Annotated in this window: 15 protein-coding genes and 2 pseudogenes; 13 read left to right on the top strand and 4 right to left on the bottom strand. The window is 71.0% G+C overall.

Annotated elements, in window-relative coordinates:
* Positions 1–52 precede the first annotated feature (52 nt).
* The 8 genes from ACWDO5_RS26465 (at position 53) to ACWDO5_RS26430 (ending at position 8180) form a co-directional block, all read left to right on the top strand.
* Positions 53–2824 carry a DNA translocase FtsK gene (locus ACWDO5_RS26465; RefSeq protein ID WP_450532862.1) on the top strand — a complete coding sequence of 924 codons (2772 nt, stop codon included), beginning with the start codon at positions 53–55 and terminating at the stop codon, positions 2822–2824.
* 188 nt (positions 2825–3012) lie between these two features.
* Complete coding sequence (locus ACWDO5_RS26460) at positions 3013–3858, top strand: helix-turn-helix domain-containing protein (RefSeq protein WP_450532861.1); 846 nt, start codon at positions 3013–3015, stop codon at positions 3856–3858.
* A 71-nt stretch (positions 3859–3929) separates the two neighbouring features.
* The gene (gene rimO, locus ACWDO5_RS26455; RefSeq protein ID WP_450532860.1) at positions 3930–5393 is read left to right on the top strand and encodes a 30S ribosomal protein S12 methylthiotransferase RimO; all 1464 of its coding nucleotides are present in this window, start codon (positions 3930–3932) and stop codon (positions 5391–5393) included.
* A complete protein-coding gene (gene pgsA / locus ACWDO5_RS26450) occupies positions 5390–6082 on the top strand; it encodes a CDP-diacylglycerol--glycerol-3-phosphate 3-phosphatidyltransferase (RefSeq protein WP_450532859.1) in 693 nt (230 codons plus the stop codon). Before rimO ends, pgsA begins: the two co-directional genes overlap by 4 nt.
* Positions 6079–6609, top strand: a complete 531-nt coding sequence (locus ACWDO5_RS26445) for a CinA family protein (protein WP_450532858.1) — start codon at positions 6079–6081, stop codon at positions 6607–6609. Before pgsA ends, ACWDO5_RS26445 begins: the two co-directional genes overlap by 4 nt.
* A gap of 109 nt (positions 6610–6718) precedes the next feature.
* Positions 6719–7102 (top strand): helix-turn-helix domain-containing protein, encoded by a 384-nt coding sequence (locus tag ACWDO5_RS26440; protein ID WP_019889909.1) that lies wholly within the window; start codon positions 6719–6721, stop codon positions 7100–7102.
* 155 nt (positions 7103–7257) lie between these two features.
* A complete protein-coding gene (locus ACWDO5_RS26435) occupies positions 7258–7728 on the top strand; it encodes a Dps family protein (RefSeq protein ID WP_450532857.1) in 471 nt (156 codons plus the stop codon).
* A gap of 200 nt (positions 7729–7928) precedes the next feature.
* A complete protein-coding gene (locus tag ACWDO5_RS26430) occupies positions 7929–8180 on the top strand; it encodes a hypothetical protein (RefSeq protein WP_450532856.1) in 252 nt (83 codons plus the stop codon).
* Here ACWDO5_RS26430 and ACWDO5_RS26425 read toward each other — a convergent pair.
* From ACWDO5_RS26425 to ACWDO5_RS26415, 3 genes and pseudogenes are all read right to left on the bottom strand, one after another.
* Positions 8131–8903 (bottom strand): annotated as a pseudogene (locus ACWDO5_RS26425) (SDR family NAD(P)-dependent oxidoreductase). The gene ACWDO5_RS26430 and the pseudogene ACWDO5_RS26425 overlap by 50 nt on opposite strands.
* A gap of 32 nt (positions 8904–8935) precedes the next feature.
* The gene (locus ACWDO5_RS26420; RefSeq protein ID WP_450532855.1) at positions 8936–9787 is read right to left on the bottom strand and encodes an Fpg/Nei family DNA glycosylase; all 852 of its coding nucleotides are present in this window, start codon (positions 9785–9787) and stop codon (positions 8936–8938) included.
* Positions 9788–10227: 440 nt separating this feature from the next.
* Positions 10228–14847 carry an ATP-dependent helicase gene (locus ACWDO5_RS26415; RefSeq protein WP_450532854.1) on the bottom strand — a complete coding sequence of 1540 codons (4620 nt, stop codon included), beginning with the start codon at positions 14845–14847 and terminating at the stop codon, positions 10228–10230.
* 90 nt (positions 14848–14937) lie between these two features.
* Between ACWDO5_RS26415 and ACWDO5_RS26410 the strand changes: the two genes are divergently transcribed.
* The 3 genes from ACWDO5_RS26410 to ACWDO5_RS26400 are packed head-to-tail and all read left to right on the top strand — an operon-like array spanning position 14938 to position 16900.
* Complete coding sequence (locus ACWDO5_RS26410) at positions 14938–15774, top strand: AraC family ligand binding domain-containing protein (protein WP_450532853.1); 837 nt, start codon at positions 14938–14940, stop codon at positions 15772–15774.
* Positions 15775–15797: 23 nt separating this feature from the next.
* Positions 15798–16595 (top strand): AzlC family ABC transporter permease, encoded by a 798-nt coding sequence (locus ACWDO5_RS26405; protein ID WP_450532852.1) that lies wholly within the window; start codon positions 15798–15800, stop codon positions 16593–16595.
* Complete coding sequence (locus tag ACWDO5_RS26400) at positions 16592–16900, top strand: AzlD domain-containing protein (RefSeq protein ID WP_450532851.1); 309 nt, start codon at positions 16592–16594, stop codon at positions 16898–16900. The genes ACWDO5_RS26405 and ACWDO5_RS26400 overlap by 4 nt, the downstream gene beginning before the upstream one ends.
* A gap of 22 nt (positions 16901–16922) precedes the next feature.
* Here ACWDO5_RS26400 and ACWDO5_RS26395 read toward each other — a convergent pair.
* Positions 16923–17402: pseudogene (locus ACWDO5_RS26395) on the bottom strand (hypothetical protein); the annotation flags it as partial.
* 96 nt (positions 17403–17498) lie between these two features.
* Between ACWDO5_RS26395 and ACWDO5_RS26390 the strand changes: the two are divergent.
* The gene (locus tag ACWDO5_RS26390) at positions 17499–17693 is read left to right on the top strand and encodes a DUF3046 domain-containing protein (RefSeq protein ID WP_307660730.1); all 195 of its coding nucleotides are present in this window, start codon (positions 17499–17501) and stop codon (positions 17691–17693) included.
* Positions 17694–17717: 24 nt separating this feature from the next.
* Positions 17718–18965 (top strand): AI-2E family transporter, encoded by a 1248-nt coding sequence (locus ACWDO5_RS26385; protein WP_450532850.1) that lies wholly within the window; start codon positions 17718–17720, stop codon positions 18963–18965.
* Positions 18966–19135: the final 170 nt, after the last annotated feature.

The following is a 19135-nucleotide window of genomic DNA, read 5'->3' as shown; positions in this document are numbered from 1 at the left end:
GAAGCAGTGGGCACACGTGTCCGCTGCCGTCGACACCGGTAACCTCACCACCATGGCCTCACGCACGTCCGGCAAGGGTTCCCAGGGCGCGGCGGGCACCGCGAAGCCGCGCGCCGGCCGTACGACCGGCGCCGCGAAGAAGGCGGCGCCCGCCAAGAAAGCTGCCGCCAAGAAGACCGCACCCGCGAAGAAAGCGCCCCCCAGGAAGGCGGCGGCGAAGAAGGCTGCGCCCAAGCCCGCGCCGTCCCCCACGGGGGGCGTGTACCGCCTCGCGCGCGCCCTCTGGCTCGGTCTGGCACACACTGTGGGCGCGCTGTTCCGTGGCATAGGACGGGGAGCGAAGGGGCTCGACCCGGCGCACCGCAAGGACGGCCTTGCGCTGCTGCTCCTCGGCGTGACGCTGATCGTCGCCGCCGGTACCTGGTCCAATCTGCGCGGCCCGGTCGGCGATCTCGTCGAGATGCTGGTGACCGGCGCGTTCGGCCGGCTCGATCTGCTCGCGCCGCTACTGCTGGGCGCGATCGCCGTACGCCTGATCCTTTATCCCGAGAAGCCAGAGGCCAACGGCCGGATCGTGATCGGTCTGTCCGCACTCGTCGTCGGCGTGCTCGGGCAGGTCCATATCGCCTGTGGTTCTCCGGGCCGCGGGGACGGCACCGCGGCGATGCAGGACGCGGGCGGGCTGATCGGCTGGGCCGCGTCCAAGCCGCTGATCTTCACCATGGGCGAAGTCCTCGCCGTACCGCTGCTCGTGCTGCTCACGCTCTTCGGCCTGCTCGTGGTCACCGCGACGCCCGTCAACGCCATTCCGCAGCGGCTGCGGCTGCTCGGCTCCAAGCTGGGCATCGTCGAGCCGGCGTACGAGCCGGGGGCGGACAGCGGGGCCGGCGAGGACGACGCGCGGTACGAGGAGCAGTGGCGGGATGCCGTGCCCGGGCGGGCGCGCCGCTCGTCCGCACGCCGGGGCGAAGCGCCCGAGGACTTCGACCCGGACCCTGCCGAGGAGGCAGCGCTCTCCAAGCGCAGGCGGCCGCGCAGGGTTTCCGTGCAGCCCGCCATGGACCGTCCGATGGACGCCGTGGACGTGGCAGCGGCGGCGGCCGCGGCGCTCGACGGAGCCGTCCTGAACGGCATGCCGCCGTCGTCGCTCGTCGCCGACCTCACCCGCGACGTCACCACCGACCGGCAGCGGGCCGTCAGTCCCGTGCCGACCGCGCGCGAGCCCGAGGAGACCGGGCCGAAGGAGAGCGGATCGAAGGCGTCCGTACCGGATCTGACCAAGTCCGCGCCGGTACCCGACGAGTCCCAGCCCCTGCCGCCGCGCGCCGAGCAGCTCCAGCTCTCCGGGGACATCACCTACGCCCTGCCCTCCCTGGACCTGCTGGAGCGCGGCGGCCCCGGCAAGACGCGCAGCGCCGCCAACGACGCGGTCGTCGCCTCGCTAAGCAATGTCTTCATGGAGTTCAAGGTCGACGCGGCCGTCACCGGCTTCACCCGCGGTCCGACGGTCACCCGGTACGAGGTGGAGCTTGGCCCGGCCGTGAAGGTCGAGAGGATCACCGCCCTCACCAAGAACATCGCGTACGCCGTCGCCAGCCCAGACGTGCGGATCATTTCCCCGATCCCCGGTAAGTCCGCGGTCGGCATCGAGATCCCGAACTCCGACCGCGAGATGGTCAACCTGGGTGATGTGCTGCGCCTCGCGGACGCCGCGGGGGACGAGCACCCGATGCTGGTCGCGCTCGGCAAGGATGTCGAGGGCGGCTATGTGATGGCCAACCTGGCGCAGATGCCGCACGTCCTGGTCGCGGGCGCGACCGGCTCCGGCAAATCCTCCTGTATCAACTGCCTGATCACCTCGGTGATGGTGCGGGCGACGCCGGAGGACGTACGGATGGTGCTCGTTGACCCCAAGCGGGTCGAGCTCACCGCGTACGAGGGCATCCCGCATTTGATCACCCCGATCATCACCAACCCCAAGCGGGCCGCCGAGGCGCTGCAGTGGGTCGTGCGGGAGATGGATCTGCGCTACGACGACCTCGCGGCGTACGGCTACCGGCACATCGACGACTTCAACCAGGCCATCAGGAACGGCAAGGCCAAGCCGCCGGAGGGGAGCGAGCGCGAGCTCACCCCGTACCCCTATCTGCTGGTCATCGTGGATGAGCTTGCCGATCTGATGATGGTGGCGCCGCGCGACGTCGAGGACGCCATCGTCCGGATCACCCAGCTGGCGCGCGCAGCCGGCATCCATCTGGTATTGGCGACTCAGCGGCCATCGGTCGACGTCGTCACCGGTCTGATCAAGGCGAATGTGCCCTCGCGGCTCGCCTTCGCGACCTCCTCGCTCGCCGACAGCCGGGTCATCCTCGACCAGCCGGGCGCGGAGAAGCTGATCGGCAAGGGCGACGGCCTGTTCCTTCCAATGGGTGCGAACAAGCCGACCCGTATGCAGGGCGCCTTCGTCACCGAGGCCGAAGTCGCGGTAGTCGTCCAGCACTGCAAGGATCAGATGGCCCCGGTCTTCCGGGAGGACGTCGTGGTCGGCACGAAGCAGAAGAAGGAGATCGACGAGGACATCGGCGACGACCTCGATCTGCTCTGCCAGGCCGCTGAGCTGGTGGTATCCACCCAGTTCGGGTCCACGTCGATGCTCCAGCGCAAGCTGCGCGTGGGCTTCGCGAAGGCGGGTCGGCTGATGGATCTGATGGAGTCACGGAACATCGTCGGGCCGAGCGAGGGCTCCAAAGCGCGCGATGTTCTCGTGAAACCGGATGAACTCGATGGAGTGCTTGCCGTGATCCGCGGGGAGCCTCACTCGTAAGGGTTTGGAGAGCAACCGTTTCCCTCAGTCGTACGTGAAGTTGGAGGGAGAGACAGACAGATGTCCCACCATCAGGATGTCCGGCCATTCTGATGGCGTACAAAGTCCCTCGCCCGGTTGCCCCACCCTTTCGTTCCACCCATAGACTGAACCTCCAGCAGGTGGCTACACGCTCGAAAGGCGCCCCCGTGTCCATCGGCAACTCCCCCGAAGACGACCGGCCTTCAGTCGAAGACGACCGGTCTTCGAACGAAGACGACCAGCCTTCGATCGGTCGTGCGCTCCAGGAAGCCCGCATCGCCGCAGGTCTGACCGTTGACGAAGTCAGTTCCTCCACCCGGGTGCGCATCCCGATCGTGCAATCGATCGAGCAGGACGACTTCTCCCGCTGTGGCGGCGATTTCTACGCGCGCGGTCATATCCGCACGGTCGCGCGTGCCGTGGGCCTCGATCCCGAACCGCTCGTCGCGCAGTACGACGCGGAGCACGGCGGACGTCCTTCGCCGACGCCTGCCGCGCCGCTCTTCGAGGCCGAGCGCATCCGTCCCGAACCGCGCCGCCCCAACTGGACGGCCGCCATGGTTGCCGCGATCGTCGCAGTGATCGGCTTCGTCGGCTTCACACTCTTCAGTGGCGAGGTCGGTGGCAAGGGCAGCCAGGTGGCCGAGGGGTCGGCGTCCGAGCAGAAGCCCAGCCCGACGGCGCCGTCCACGAGCAAGCCCACCGCACCGAAGCCCGACCCGTCGGACAGCGCCATCGCGGCGGTGCCGAAGGACAAGGTGACGGTGAAGCTCTCTGTCCTGGACGACAAGAGCTGGATCTCGGCCAAGTCGCACAACGGCAAGCTGCTCTTCGACGGGCTGCTGCTCAAGGGCGAGTCCAAGACCTTCCAGGACGACGAGCGGGTCGATCTGATCCTTGGGAATGCCGGGGCGATCGAGCTGTTCGTGAACGGCAAGAGGGTCAATGACGTGTTCGAGGCGGGCCAGGTCGAGCGGCTGTCGTACACGAAGGGCGACCCCGAGGTCGGCTAGCCCGATGGGCTGCGGAGTCCCGAGAACCCTCGGGGCCGGGGCGTGGGTCAGGACAAAGTAGTCTTGACCCCATGCCCGAACGCCGTACCGTCGCCCTTGTCACTCTTGGCTGCGCCCGTAACGAGGTGGACTCGGAGGAGCTCGCAGGCCGCTTGGCAGCGGACGGCTGGGAGCTCGTCGAGGAAGCCGCCGACGCGGATGTCGCAGTCGTCAACACCTGCGGATTCGTCGAGGCCGCCAAGAAGGACTCCGTCGACGCCTTGCTCGAAGCCAACGATCTCAAGGACCACGGTAAGACCCAGGCCGTGGTCGCGGTCGGCTGCATGGCCGAGCGGTACGGCAAGGAGCTGGCCGACGCGCTGCCCGAGGCGGACGGCGTGCTCGGATTCGACGACTACGCCGACATCTCCGACCGCCTCCAGACCATCCTCAACGGCGGCATCCACGCTTCGCACACCCCGCGCGACCGCCGCAAGCTGCTGCCGTTGAGCCCGGTCGAACGGCAGGAGGCGTCCGATGTGGCGCTGCCCGGCCACGGTTACATCGCGCCCGCCCCCGAGGATCTGCCTGAGGGGGTCGCCCCGGTGTCCGGGCCGCGTGCGCCCCTGCGTCGCCGTCTCGGCACCAGCCCCGTCGCCTCGGTGAAGCTCGCCTCCGGCTGCGACCGGCGCTGTTCCTTCTGCGCCATTCCGTCCTTCCGCGGCTCGTTCATCTCGCGGCGGCCCAGCGATGTGCTCGGCGAGACGCGCTGGCTGGCCGAGCAGGGCGTGAAGGAGGTCATGCTGGTCTCCGAGAACAACACCTCGTACGGCAAGGATCTCGGCGACATCCGCCTCCTGGAGACCCTGCTGCCGGAGTTGGCCGAGGTCGACGGCATCGAGCGGGTGCGGGTCAGCTATCTGCAGCCCGCCGAGATGCGGCCCGGGCTGATCGAGGTCCTCACCGCGACGCCGAAGATCGCTCCGTACTTCGACCTGTCCTTCCAGCACTCCGCACCGGGGGTGCTGCGCGCGATGCGGCGCTTCGGCGACACCGAGCGTTTCCTGGAGCTGTTGTCGACCATCCGCGGCAAGGCCCCGCAGGCGGGTGTGCGGTCCAACTTCATCGTCGGCTTCCCCGGCGAGACCGAGGCGGACTTCGCCGAGCTGGAAAACTTCCTCACCGATGCGCGCCTGGATGCCATCGGCGTCTTCGGCTACTCCGACGAGGACGGCACCGAGGCTGTCTCGTACGACAACAAGCTGGACGCCGACGTCATCGCCGAACGTCTCGGGCATCTGTCGCGGCTCGCGGAGGAGCTGACCGCGCAGCGCGCCGAGGAGCGGCTCGGCGAGGCCCTTGAGGTGCTGGTCGAGTCCGTGGACGGCGAGGACGGTGCAGTGGGCCGTGCGGCGCACCAGGCGCCGGAGACGGACGGGCAGGTGGTCTTCACTTCGAGCGAGGGGCTCGTACCCGGTCGTATCGTCGCGGCAAAGGCCGTGGGCACGGAAGGCGTCGACCTGGTGGCCGAATGTCTTGAGGAGGCGGGCACATGACCGGAGTGCCGGCATCCGCGGGGGGCAGCACCGGTAGGCCCGCGCCCGGCGGCAAGCTCGGCGCTGCGGCCGTCAATCAGGCCAGCCTCTGGAACATCGCCAACATCCTCACCATGATCCGCCTGGCGCTCGTGCCCGGCTTCGTCATGCTGATGCTGCAGGACGGCGGATACGACCCGGCCTGGCGGGCCTGGGCGTGGGCGGCGTTCGCCGTCGCCATGATCACCGACATCTTCGACGGCCATCTGGCGCGTACGTACAACCTGGTCACCGACTTTGGGAAGATCGCCGACCCGATCGCCGACAAGGCGATCATGGCCGCCGGGCTGATCTGTCTGTCGGCGCTCGGCGATCTGCCGTGGTGGGTGACCGGAGTCATTCTCTTCCGTGAGCTCGGGATCACGCTGATGCGGTTCTGGGTGATCCGGCACGGGGTGATTCCAGCCAGTCGCGGCGGCAAGCTGAAGACCCTCGCGCAGGGCACGGCGGTCGGGATGTATGTCCTGGCGCTGACCGGTCCGCTGGCCACCCTGCGCTTCTGGGTGATGGCGCTGGCCGTCGTGCTGACGGTGGTCACCGGCCTCGACTATGTGCGACAGGCGATTGTGCTGAGGCGCAGGGGACTGGCCGCCGAGCGGGCGGCGGCCGACGAGGCGGGGAACGCAGGGAACGCCGGGAAAAAGCGGTGAAGACCGCGGCTCGGGTGCTGGCGCTGCTTGCGGAACGTGGCGAGACGCTGGCCGTCGCCGAGTCGCTGACCGGCGGTCTGGTGGCCGCCGAGCTCACTTCTGTCCCTGGTGCCTCGAAGTCCTTCCGCGGGTCCGTCACGGCGTACGCAACCACTCTCAAGAGGGATATTCTCGGCGTCGACGGGACTCTCCTGGCGGAGCGCGGCGCGGTGGATCCCGAGGTCGCACGGCAGATGGCGGCCGGGGTACGGGAAGCGCTGGGCGCCGTCTGGGGCATCGCGACCACGGGTGTGGCCGGCCCGGAACCACAGGACGGGCAGCCCGTCGGGACGGTCTATCTGGCCGTCACGGGGCCGGGCGGCGCCGGGAAAGTGGCCGCGTTGCGGTTGAACGGTGACCGGGCGGAAATCCGTAGAGAGAGTGTACGGAGCGTGCTCGAGCTGCTCTCCGGGGAACTGCACGAGAATGCGCGAGCACAGGATACGGAACAGCGGGCACAGGATACGGAACAGAACGGGGGGACTTGATGTTTGCAGCCCTGAGTGAACACGACATCGCTCCCCGCACGGCCGCGGCACAAGGCGGTACGGTGGGGCGTGAAGGATGCGGCTACGCGGACCGAGGAGGGAGCCACCGATGATTCTGCTCCGTCGCCTGCTTGGTGACGTGCTGCGTCGGCAGCGCCAGCGCCAGGGCCGTACTCTGCGCGAAGTCTCCTCGTCCGCCCGAGTATCGCTCGGCTATCTCTCCGAGGTGGAGCGGGGGCAGAAGGAGGCATCGTCCGAGCTGCTCTCCGCGATCTGCGACGCGCTTGACGTACGGATGTCCGAGCTCATGCGTGAAGTGAGCGACGAGCTGTCGTTGGCCGAGCTGGCCGAGTCGGCAGCGGCGAGTGAGCCGGTGCCTGCGCCAGTACGTCCAATGCTCAATTCGGTCTCCGTGACGTCGGTGGCGGGTGTACCGACGGAGCGGGTGACGATCAAGGCGCCTGCGGAGGCGGTCGACGTCGTCGCCGCCTGATCCGTACGGCACTGCACGGCTTGGTTGGAGCTGAGCCCCGGTCTACTGCCTCTGCTGGGCGGAGGGCCGGGGCTTTTAGTTTTGTCGGCGAATGCCCGGTTTGAGGTATTTGTGCCATGGTGGACAGGTATCTGCGAACCGAGTGGAGGACATCCATGTCTGTCGTAAAGAGCTCCCTGTCCGAGGCGGATCTCAAGACAGTCGGCGATGCGCTGAGGGGCGCGCTCGTCGATCTGGTGGATCTCTCGCTGGTGGCGAAGCAGGTCCACTGGAATGTCGTCGGCCCCCGCTTCCGGTCCATACATCTCCAGCTCGACGAGGTCGTGGCCACGGCACGGATGCACTCCGACACCGTGGCCGAGCGTGCGTCGGCGATCGGGGTGACGCCGGACGGTCGGGCCGCGACGGTGGCGGCGCAGAGCGCGATCGGCGCGGTGCCGGAGGGCTGGATAAAGGACGGGGACGCCGTGCAGACGCTGGTGGACGCGCTCGGCGCGGTGATCGGGCGGATGCGGGAGCGGATCGTGGCGACCGCGGATCCGGATCCGGTGACTCAGGATGTGCTGATCGGGCTCACGGCGGACCTCGAGAAGCATGCGTGGATGTTCCAGGCGGAGAGCCCGTAGGTGTTGGCTCTGCGGCCCCCGGCCCCGTGGTCGGGGCCGGGGCTGTCGATGCGACGTCGTCCGCGTCCCGGTCTGCGGATAGCGGCTCCTCGTCGCAGTCTGGGGTGAGGTGACCGGTGTCCCGCGCGCCGGGCTGTGCATCCGGTGCGCCCTCCCGGTGGGTGATCGCGCCGGTCTAGCGTGGGCCGGAGGAGGCAGCCATGGCAGTGCGCGGTGTCGTCCTCGTGCCGGTGACCGCTCTCGGGCTCGTGGCCGGCGGGCTGTGGTGGTGGGCCATGCTCCGGCTGGTGCTCGTTCCGCATCAGGCGGGGCTTGTCGAAGGGGCGGTGGCGGCAGGCGGGTGGGGGCTCAGTCTGCTGCCTGTGCATGTCACGGTGTCGCGTGGGAGCACGCGCGGTGGGATCACCAAGGCATCGCGACGCCGCCGTTCGGGCGCAGAATCTGGCCCGTAGTGAAGGCGGACGCGTCGGACGCCAGGTGAAGGACCGTATGGGCGATGTCCTCGGGCTCGCCGACGCGGCGGAGCGGGGAGATTCGGACCATCGCCGCCTCGGCCTGGTGCTGGAGCATTGCGTTGTGGCGGTCGGTCATGGGGGTGCGGATCCAGCCGGGGGCGACGGCGTTGACGCGGATGGAGTGCGGGCCGAGTTCGGTCGCGAGGGTCTTGGTGAGCTGGACGACTGCCGCTTTGGCCCGCTGTAGCAGAGCAGACCGGCGTTCGCGGCGTCCACGGCGCCGGAGGCCATGGTGACGATGGAGCCGTGTGTGCCCGCGGCGATCATGGCACGGGCCGACTCCTGGCAGGCGTACAGGATCCCTTTGAAGTTGACCGCGAGGACGCGGTCGAGGTCCTCGTCCCTCGTCTCCAGGACGGGGCTGCTGTGCATGATTCCGGCGATGGCGGCCAGGATGTCGAGCCGACCGGTGCTCTCGATGTGCTCGATCGCGGCCTTGAGCTGGGCACGGTCGGTGACGTCGAGGGGGTGGGCGTGGGCTGTGCCGGCCGCGTCGGTGATCTGGGCGCGTGTCTCGTGGAGGCCCTTCTCGTCGATGTCGGCGCAGTGGACGGTGGCTCCCGCCTCGGCGAGGAGGGCGGCCGAGGCGCGGCCTATGCCGCCGGCCGCGCCGGTGACGAACGCGGTGCGGCCGGTGAGGTCGTACGCCTTGATGGGCATGCGGGGACCGTACGACTGGATCTGACGGATCGTCAACTAGTGGGTCCGGATTGGCAGCGCGGGCACCAGTAGGTGGGGCGTTCGCGGCTGCCGTCGCCCTGGTCGGCCTTGCGGATCGGGGTCCCGCAGCGCAGGCATGGCTGGCCCTCGCGGCCGTAGACATGCAGGCGCGGGCCGGGGCGGCGGGGGCTGTGGGGGCTGCGGATGGAGCTTGTGGTGCGCGGGGCGCGGTCGTCGGTGGTTGTGGTGCGGCGATCGAAGCGGTTCTTGTTCGCTTCGAGGAGCCGGTGCGCGGTGACGACGAGCCGATGAGGGGTGTCGGCGGGCAGCTCGCCGACGGGCAGCCAGGGCGTCACACGGGCCAGGAAGGCCAGCTCTGACTTGTAGACATTGCCGATACCGGCGAGGTTGCGCTGGTCGAGCAGGACCTCGCCGAGGGGGCGGGCCGGATCGGTGAGGAGGTTCGCGACGGCGGTGTCCGCGTCCCAGTCGGGGCCCAGCAGATCGGGGCCGAGATGGCCCACGGCCTTGGCCTCGGCGGCGGTGTGCAGCAGCTCCAGGACGGGGAGGCGGTAGCCGACGGCGGTGTGCTCGGCGTTGCCGAGGATCGCGCGGATCTGGTGCGCGGGGCCGCCGCGCCAGCGCTCGCCGGAGCCGTACACCTGCCAGGAGCCGTCCATACGGAGGTGGGAGTGGAGGGTGAGGCCGCCCTCGACTCGGGTGAGCAGGTGTTTGCCGCGCGGCGTGACGTCAAGGACGGTCCGGCCGGTGAGGTCGGCATTGGCGAAGCGCGGGACGCGCAAGTCGGACCGGGTGAGGACCTGCCCGGCGAGGGCGGTGTGCAGGCGCTGGGCGGTCAGCCAGACGGTGTCTCCTTCGGGCATGGATCCATGATGCGGGACGGGGCGAGGGTAGGGGGCGCGATCATCGGGGCCGTGGGCGGGGCGAGCCATCTGGGGGTGGGGGAGCGGTCGGGGGCGCCGGGCTCGTGGTCAGCCCGGAGGCGTGGGCCGCCGTCGTGGTGTGGACGCGGACGGGGCACGCTGTTTCGCCGCCTGCGGCGCGGTCGGGGTCGCCGGCGGGGCGCGGGCGATGCACGCCGTCTCGCGGTCTGAGTCGTGCGGTCGGCCTGTGGTGGGTGGCGGCGCGGGCCCGGTCGGGGCGCGGGCATGCCCGAGCCGCGGGCTCGGGCCGGTCGGGGCGCGGTGGGCGGAGGCCCGGGCGCGGTGGGGGCGCGGCCGGTGGGGAGCGCCGTTTCGCGGTCAGGCCGCGGGGGCGCCCGCCGCGCCGATCGCCGTCTGGCCGCGCCCCAGACGGCGCGCCGTCAGGGGCGCAGCCGCAGGCCTCTGGGGGTGGCGTGGAAGCCCGCCGTCTCCAGGGCGCGGGCCAGCGGCGAGGTGAGCGCCGGTATGCCGTTGGCACGCTCGACGGTGACCGTGCCGAGGGCGCCCGCCCGGGCCGCGTGTGCCAGCGCCTCGGCCGCCGCGTGGAGCGCGGCGGAGTCCGGGTCGGTCGCCCAGGCCAGCAGAGTCTTGCCGCCGCGCTCCATGTACAGCGTGAGCTCGCCGTCGACCAGGACGACCAGGGAGCCCGCCTTCCGGCCGGGCTTGTGGCCGGCGCCCGTCGGCGGCTCGGGCCAGGGTAGCGCCGCGCCGTACGCATTGGCGGGGTCGGCGGCGGCCAGCACCACGGCTTGCGGCGCCGTCTGCCCGTCGGCCCGGTCTCTCGCCGTGGCAGCCGCACGGAGGCGGTCGACCGCGCCGTCCATCGCGAACTGCGCCGCCCCCAGCCCCTCCACTACATAACCGCGCCGCGCCTGACCGCTGTCCTCGAAGGCCGAGAGGATGCGGTACGTGGCCGAGAAGCCGCCCTCCACGCCCTCGGCCGCTACCGCGCCCCGGGTCACCACGCCATGGCGGTCCAGAAGGGTGCGGGCGAGGGCGTGCGCGCGGTGGGTCGGGTCGGGCTCGGAGGTCGGCAGCAGTGACCAGCGTCCGCTCACCGTCGGCGGGCCGGTACGGGAAGCGGGACGGGCGGCCGCCGTGAGGCTGCCGTACCGCCCGCGCGGCACCGTCCGTTTGGCGCGATGGGCCGTCGACCCTGCCGTCCGGCCCGAGCCGAGCAGCGAACGCAGCGGCGCCAGGGTGTCGTTGGTGAGCCGACCGGACCATGCCAGGTCCCAGATGGTGTCGGCCAGTTGGGGGTCGGTGGCGTCGGGGTGGGTGGTGGCCCTGACCTGGTCGGCGATCTGACGGAAGAACAGGCCGTAGCCGGGGGACAGGGCGCGGAGCACGGACTCGTGGAGCGCCGTGAGCTCCAGCGGATGGGGCTGGGGCAGGAGCAGGGGCGCGGCGTCGGCGAGGTAGAGGGAGATCCAGCCGTCCTTGCCGGGCAGCGAGCCCGCTCCGGCCCAGATGACCTCGCCCGTCGTGGTCAGTTCGTCCAGGAGACCGGGGGCATACCCAAGGACGCGGGACGGGAGGATCAGCTTCTCGAGGGCGGAGGCCGGGACCGCGGCCCCTTGGAGCTGCTCGACCGCGCGGGCAAGGCCGTCGATGCCGCGCAGGCTGTTGCTGCCCATGTGCTGCCACTTCGGGAGGAACGTCGCGAGCGCGGCGGGCGGGACCGGCTCCAGCTCATGGCGCAGCGCGGCCAGCGAGCGGCGGCGCAGCCGGCGCAGCACGGTCGCGTCGCACCACTCCTGGCCGATGCCGGAGGGGTGGAACTCGCCCTGCACGACCCGTCCGCTCGCCGCGAGGCGTTGCAGAGCGCCCTCTGTGACGGCCACGCCGAGCCCGAAGCGCGCCGCCGCCTGGGTGGAGGTGAACGGCCCGTGCGTACGCGCGAACCGGGCGAGGAGGTCGCCGAGCGGGTCCTTGACCGGCTCGGTGAACGCTTCCGGCACGCCCACCGGCAGAGCCGTGCCCAGCGCGTCGCGCAGTCGGCCCGCGTCCTCGACCGCCGCCCAGTGGTCGGCGCCCGCGATCCTGACCCGGATGGCGCGGCGGGATGCGGCCAGTTCCCGCGGCCATTCCGGGTCGCCGCCGCGCTCGACCAGCTCGGCGTCGGTCAGCGGGCCGAGGATCCGCAGCAGGTCGGCAACGCCCTCCTCGTCCTTGATTCGGCGGTCCTCGGTGAGCCATTGCAGCTCCCGCTCCAGCTCGGTCAGCGTCTCGGGGTCGAGCAGCTCGCGCAGCTCGGCCTGGCCGAGCAGCTCGGCCAGCAGCCGGGAGTCGAGGGAGAGGGCTGCGGCGCGCCGCTCGGCGAGGGGCGAGTCCCCCTCGTACAGGAACTGCGCGACATAGCCGAAGAGCAGCGAGCGTGCGAAGGGCGAGGGCTCGGGCGTGGTGACCTCGACCAGCCTGACCCGGCGGGACTCGATGTCGCCCATCAGCTCCGTGAGCCCCGGGACGTCGAACACGTCCCGGAGGCACTCGCGGACCGCTTCGAGGACGATCGGGAAGGACCCGAACTCGCTCGCCACCTGGAGCAGTTGGGCCGCGCGCTGGCGCTGCTGCCACAGCGGGGTGCGCTTGCCGGGATTGCGCCGGGGCAGCAGCAGCGCACGCGCGGCGCACTCCCGGAACCGGGAGGCGAACAGCGCGGAGCCGCCCACCTGGTCGGTGACGATCTGATTGATCTCGCCCTTGTCGAAGACGGCGTCCGCCGCGCCGACCGGAGCCTGCTCGCTGTCGAACGTCGAGTCGAGATGGACCGGGTCCTGGTCGAGCAGGTCCAGACCCATCAGATCGGCGTCGGGCAGCCGCAGCACGATGCCGTCGTCGGCGTGCATCACCTGCGCGTCCATGCCGTACCGCTCGCCGAGCCGGGCACTGAGCGCCAGCGCCCAGGGGGCATGCACCTGGGCGCCGAACGGGGAGTGGATGACGACCCGCCAGTCGCCCAGCTCGTCCCGGAAACGCTCGACGAGGATCGTCCGGTCGTCGGGGACATGGCCGCACGCACGGCGCTGCTCGTCCAGATAGCCGAGGACATTGTCGGCAGCCCAGGCGTCAAGCCCTGCGGCCAGCAGGCGCAGCCGGGCGTCCTCGGTGCTCAGGCCGCCGACCTCCCGCAGGAACGCGCCCACCGCGCGGCCCAGTTCGAGCGGGCGGCCCAGCTGGTCGCCCTTCCAGAACGGGAGCCGGCCCGGCACCCCGGGGGCGGGTGAGACCAGCACCCGGTCGCGCGTGATGTCCTCGATACGCCAGGAGGTGGTACCGAGGGTGAAGACATCGCCCACCCGGGACTCGTACACCATCTCCTCGTCCAGCTCGCCGACCCGGCCACCGCCCTTCTTGGGATCCGCCCCCGCGAGGAACACCCCGAACAGCCCGCGATCGGGGATGGTGCCGCCGGAGGTGACCGCGAGGCGTTGCGCCCCCGGCCGGCCCGTGACCGTACCGGCGACGCGGTCCCACACCACGCGCGGGCGCAGCTCGGCGAAGGCATCGGAGGGATAGCGCCCGGCGAGCATGTCGAGGACGGCGGTGAAGGCCGACTCGGGGAGCGAGGCGAACGGCGCGGCCCGGCGCGTCAGCGCCAGCAGATCATCGACCTGCCAGGTGTCCAGGGCGACCATCGCGACCAGCTGCTGGGCCAGTACGTCCAGGGGGTTGGACGGGATGCGCAGTGCTTCGATCGAGCCGCTGCGCATCCGCTCGGTGACCACTGCCGCCTGCACGAGATCGCCGCGGTACTTGGGGAAGACGACGCCCGTGGAGACCGCGCCCACCTGGTGTCCCGCGCGGCCGACCCGCTGCAGGCCGGAGGCGACCGACGGCGGTGACTCGACCTGGACCACCAGATCCACCGCGCCCATGTCGATGCCCAGCTCCAGGCTGGAGGTGGCGACGACGGCGGGCAGCCGGCCCGCTTTGAGGTCCTCTTCGACCAGGGCGCGCTGTTCCTTGGAGACCGAGCCGTGGTGCGCGCGGGCGAGGAGGGCAGGTGCGCCCTGCGCGGCCCCGGACTGCGCCATGATCTCGGCCGGTGGCGCCCCTTCGGGCATCGCCTGGCCTGTGGCACGCTCGTACGCGATCTCGTTGAGGCGGTTGCACAGCCGCTCGGCGAGCCGGCGGGAGTTGGCGAAGACGATCGTCGAGCGGTGCGCCTGGACGAGGTCGGCGATCTTCTCCTCGACATGCGGCCAGATCGACGGCTTCTCTCCGCCGTCCGATTCGGAGGCGGGGGAGCCGCCCAATTCGCCCAGATCCTCCACCGGTACGACCACTGACAGGTCGAATTCCTTGCCCGAGGGGGGCTGGACGATCTCCACCTTGCGCTGCGGCGACAGATAGCGGGCCACCTCGTCCACCGGCCGCACCGTGGCCGACAGGCCGATCCGCCGGGCAGGGCGCGGCAGCAGCTCGTCGAGGCGCTCCAGCGACATGGCGAGATGCGCGCCCCGCTTCGTCCCCGCGACGGCGTGCACCTCGTCCAGGATCACCGTCTCGATGCCCGCAAGCGCGTCGCGGGTCGAGGAGGTGAGCATCAGGAACAGCGACTCGGGTGTCGTGATCAGGATGTCCGGCGGTTTGGTGGCAAGGGAGCGCCGCTCGGCGGCCGGGGTGTCGCCCGAGCGGATGCCGACCCGCACCTCCGGCTCGGGCAGCCCGAGCCGCACCGACTCCTGCCGGATTCCGGTGAGCGGACTGCGGAGATTGCGCTCCACATCGACCGCGAGGGCCTTGAGCGGAGACACATACAACACGCGGCAGCGCATCTTCGGGTCCGCGGGCGGTGGGGAGGACGCCAGCCGGTCCAGCGCGGCGAGGAACGCGGCCAGTGTCTTGCCGGAGCCCGTCGGGGCCACGACCAGCACGTCCGAGCCCTCCCCGATGGCCTGCCAGGCTCCCTCCTGCGCGGCGGTGGGCGCGCTGAAGGCTCCCGTGAACCAGCTCCGGGTCGCGGGAGAGAAGGAGTCGAGTGCAGTCCTGGCCATGCCCCCCATCGTGCACCGCGCCACTGACAATCGCCCGGACCTGGGGAAATCTCCGTTCCGGCTCCCGCGGTCGTGACGCAGAATGGAGCCATGGCAGCACGGGAGCAGGCGCGGTACTGGCAGTACCCTGACCTGCCCGGCGTCGATCTCCTGCACGCCCACTACATACGGAAGACGTTCGCCCGGCACACGCACGAGACGTTCGTGTTCGCCGCGATCACCGAGGGCGTCGAGGCGTTCCATTACCGCAACGACCTGGTGCAGGCAGGGCCCGGGCAGATCGCGCTGGTGAACCCCGACACCTCGCACACCGGGCACGCGGGCGTCCCCGAGGGATGGACCTATCGCACGCTCTATCCGACCGCCGAGCTGATCGACTCGATCGCCGCCGACACCGTCGCGCTGCGCGGATCGGTGGGCTTCACCAGCCCCGTCGTGGACGATCCGTACGCCGCCCGGCTCGTCGTCGAAGTGCACAGAGCGGCCGAGGAAGGCAACGCTCTGGCGGCCGACAGCATGCTGAGGCTGGTCACGGCGCGGATGCTGCGCAGCCACGGGGGCCGGCTGCCGGTGCTCCAGCCGCGCTCGGCCGGGGCGCGCAACGCGGCTCGCGCGCGGGCGCTGCTGGAGGAGCGGATGGCCGAGCCGCCCTCCCTGGAGGGGCTTGCGAAGGAGCTCGGTACGAGCCCCTTCGCGCTGCTGCGCGCCTTCAAGGCGGCGTACGGCATGCCGCCGCACACCTGGCTCACCGATGCGCGCGTGCGGCGCGCCCGCCACCTTCTGGACGCCGGGACGGCGCCCGCCGATGCGGCCGTGGCCGTCGGTTTCACCGACCAGCCGCATCTGAACCGGCACTTCACGCGGATCGTCGGCGTCCCGCCCGGCGCGTACCGCAGGGAGCGCAAGAACGTACAAGACCGCCGGTGAGCGCCCCGCGTAGCGTCTACGGCGTGGCAGAACAGACAGCTCATCCAGAGTCTCGCCCGAAGACTCCCGCAGGGACATCCGCAGGGATACGCACAGCCGCCGCTGAGCGGGTGCCCAAGCCGGATTCGGCGGTCGTGCGCGACGCGCTCGGCGTCGGCATCGCCGTCGGCCTGTCCGGGTTCGCTTTCGGCGTGACCTCCGCGGGAGCAGGCCTCAGCCTCCTGCAGACCTGCGTGCTCAGCCTGCTGGTCTTCACCGGCGCCTCGCAGTTCGCGCTGGTCGGCGCGCTCGCGGCCGGCGGCAACCCCCTCGCCGCCGCGGCCGGCGCCTTCTTCCTCGGCGTACGCAACGCCTTCTACGGGCTGCGGCTGTCGCAGCTTCTCGCCCTGCCACGCTTCGTACGCCCCCTCGCCGCGCACTGGGTCATCGACGAGACCACGGCCGTCGCCCTCGCCCAGCCCACGCGGCGTGCCGCGCGCCTCGGCTTCACCGTCACCGGGCTGACGCTCTACGGCCTGTGGAACCTGACCACGCTCGGCGGGGTGCTGGGCGCCGAGGCCCTCGGTGACACCGACGCGTGGGGTCTGGACGCCGCGGGCCCGGCCGTCTTCCTCGCGCTCCTCGCCCCGATGCTCCGTACGACGACCGAGCGAGCAGTCGCCGGGCTCGCCGTGGTGCTCGGGCTCGCGTTTCTGCCGGTGCTGCCCGCCGGGGTGCCGGTGCTGGTGGCCGCGCTGGCCGCGCCCGCCGTCCTGTGGTTCAAGGGGCGCTCGATCGCCCGCGGCAGCAATGCAGACCGTACGAAGGGTGAGGACCGTTGAGCATCTGGATCGCGATCGCGGCGACTGCCGTCGGCTGCTACCTCGTCAAGCTGGCCGGCCTGCTGGTTCCGGCCGACGCCCTTGAACGCCCCCTCGTCCAGCGGCTCGCCGCGCTCCTGCCCGTCGCCCTGCTGGCCGCGCTCACCGCGCAACAGACGTTCAGCACGGACAGCTCCCTCGTCCTCGACGCACGGGCGGCGGGACTTGCGGCAGCGGCGCTCGCGCTGGTGCTGCGCGCCCCCTTCCTGGTGGTCGTGGCGGCCGCGGTGGCAGTCACGGCGGGCGTGCGCGCGCTCGGCGGCTGAGCCCGCGGACAGATCGGATGCCTCAGGCGATCGCGCGGCCGTGCGCCCGTAGCGTCCGCAGCGCCTCGATGGTCACGATCGGCCGCGCCTCCAGGGCTGTGCCGGGCGCCCACTGCCGCCAGTTGACCGGCCAGCCGCCGTCCTCTCGCTGCTCGCTCGCGAGATGCTCCAGCGAGCGCGCCATTTCCTCGTCGGTGAACCAGCGGCGGGCGAGCGACTGGGGCGTACGGGCGTAGTCGTACGGGAAGTGGCGCTCGCCCGCCGCGTAGCCGGGGGCGGGCGGGTACTCCTCGAGCCGGTCCGGGTCGAGGACCGCCAGGCCCTGCTCGCGCACCAGCCGGCCGAGCCGGTCCGCGGCGGCCTCGGCGCGCGAGCGGTCCGGGACCCCGTCCAGGAAGGCGACCGCGGCCTCGATCTCGTACGGATGGGACTTCTCAAGACCTTCGACGGCGGTCCAGCAGAAGTCCGTGGCCCTGAACAGCCAGGCGTGCCACCCCTGATTGCTCCGGTTCCAGCCATGCTCCGACCGTAGGGCGGAAAGGGCTTTCGGCAAGGGGGAGGGACACGGCTGCACCCCCAGGGGCGGGATACTGACGTCATGCGGTTGACGATTTTCTGGGAGCGGATGGCGGACCATTTCGGTCAGGCCTACGCCGATTCCTTCGCGCGCGACCATGTGATGGCCGAGCTCGGGGGCCGTACGGTGCATGAGGCGCTGGCCGCCGGGTGGGAGGCGAAGGATGTATGGCGTGGGGTCTGCGCCGCGGTGGGCGTCCCGGCCGACAAGCAGTGAGATCGGTAGGTGACACTGGATCTCGTGGCCGAGACTGACAAGACCGAGCAGGACACGCCCGCTCAGGACGTGACCCCGCCTAACGCCCCGCCTCCCGCACCGGTGGCCGGATCCCTCGGCCCGGCCCGTATGCCCTGCTGGCTGCCGCGCGCCATGGTGCTCGGGCTGGCGCTGTACGCCTGCTTCCAGCTCGGCAGCTGGGCCTTCCACCAGCTCATCGGCCTGCTGATCAATATCCTGATCGCCTTCTTCCTGGCGCTGGCGATCGAGCCGGCGGTGGGCAGGATGGCGGCCCGTGGCATGCGCCGCGGCCTGGCCACTTTCCTCGTCTTCTTCGCCGTGATCGCCGTTGGCGTCGGCTTCGTCGTCCTCCTCGGTTCGATGCTGGCGGGCCAGATCGTCGACATGGTCGAGGACTTCCCCAAGTACCTGGACTCGGTGATCCGCTGGATCAACGGAACCTTCCACACCGAACTCTCGCGGGTCGAGGTCCAGGACAGCGTGCTGCGCTCGGACTGGCTGCGAAAGTACGTACAGAACAGCGCGAGCGGCGTACTGGACATCTCCGCCACCGTGCTGGGCGGACTGTTCAAGCTGCTGACGATCTTCCTGTTCTCGTTCTACTTCGCCGCCGACGGGCCCCGGCTGCGCCGGGCGATCTGCTCCGTACTGCCGCCGACCAAGCAGGCCGAGGTGCTGCGCGCCTGGGAGATCGCCGTCGACAAGACGGGCGGATACATCTACTCGCGCGGCCTGATGGCGCTGATCTCCGGCGTCGCGCACTACATCCTGCTGGAGATACTGGGGGTGCCGTACGCCCCGGCGCTCGCTGTCTGGGTCGGTCTGGTCTCGCAGTTCATCCCGACCATCGGCACGTATCTGGCGGGCGCCCTGCCGATGCTGATCGCCTTCACCGTCGATCCCTGGTACGCGCTGTGGGTGCTCGGATTCGTCTTGATCTACCAGCAGTTCGAGAACTATGTGTTGCAGCCCAAACTCACTTCCAAAACGGTCGCCATTCACCCCGCGGTGGCCTTCGGCTCGGTCGTCGCGGGCACGGCGCTGCTGGGGGCGGTCGGCGCGCTGATCGCGATCCCGGCGATCGCCACGCTCCAGGCGTTCCTCGGCGCGTATGTGAAGCGGTACGACGTGACCGACGACCCGCGCGTCCACGGCCACAGGAGGCGCGACGGGGGCAAGGCGCTCGCGCGGCTGCGCGACGTGCTTCGCGCGGAGCGGGACGAGGCGCCGCCTCCGGGGGGCGGCGCCTGAGAACCCGTAGTGCCGCGGGCGTCAGTGGCGCTCCAGCTCCGCCTTCGGCAGTGCCCGGCGCCGCCCGGCCGGGGTTCCGGCACCCGGTTGTGACGGAGCGCTGTAGTTGGCGGGTTCGCCGAACCCGGTCGCGGCGACCAGGGCGCCGATGACGGCGACGTTCCTGGCGC

Source organism: Streptomyces sp. NPDC000880 (assembly GCF_053599675.1).
Note: the sequence above shows the minus strand (reverse complement) of the source record. Positions and strands in the feature narration are given on the sequence as shown.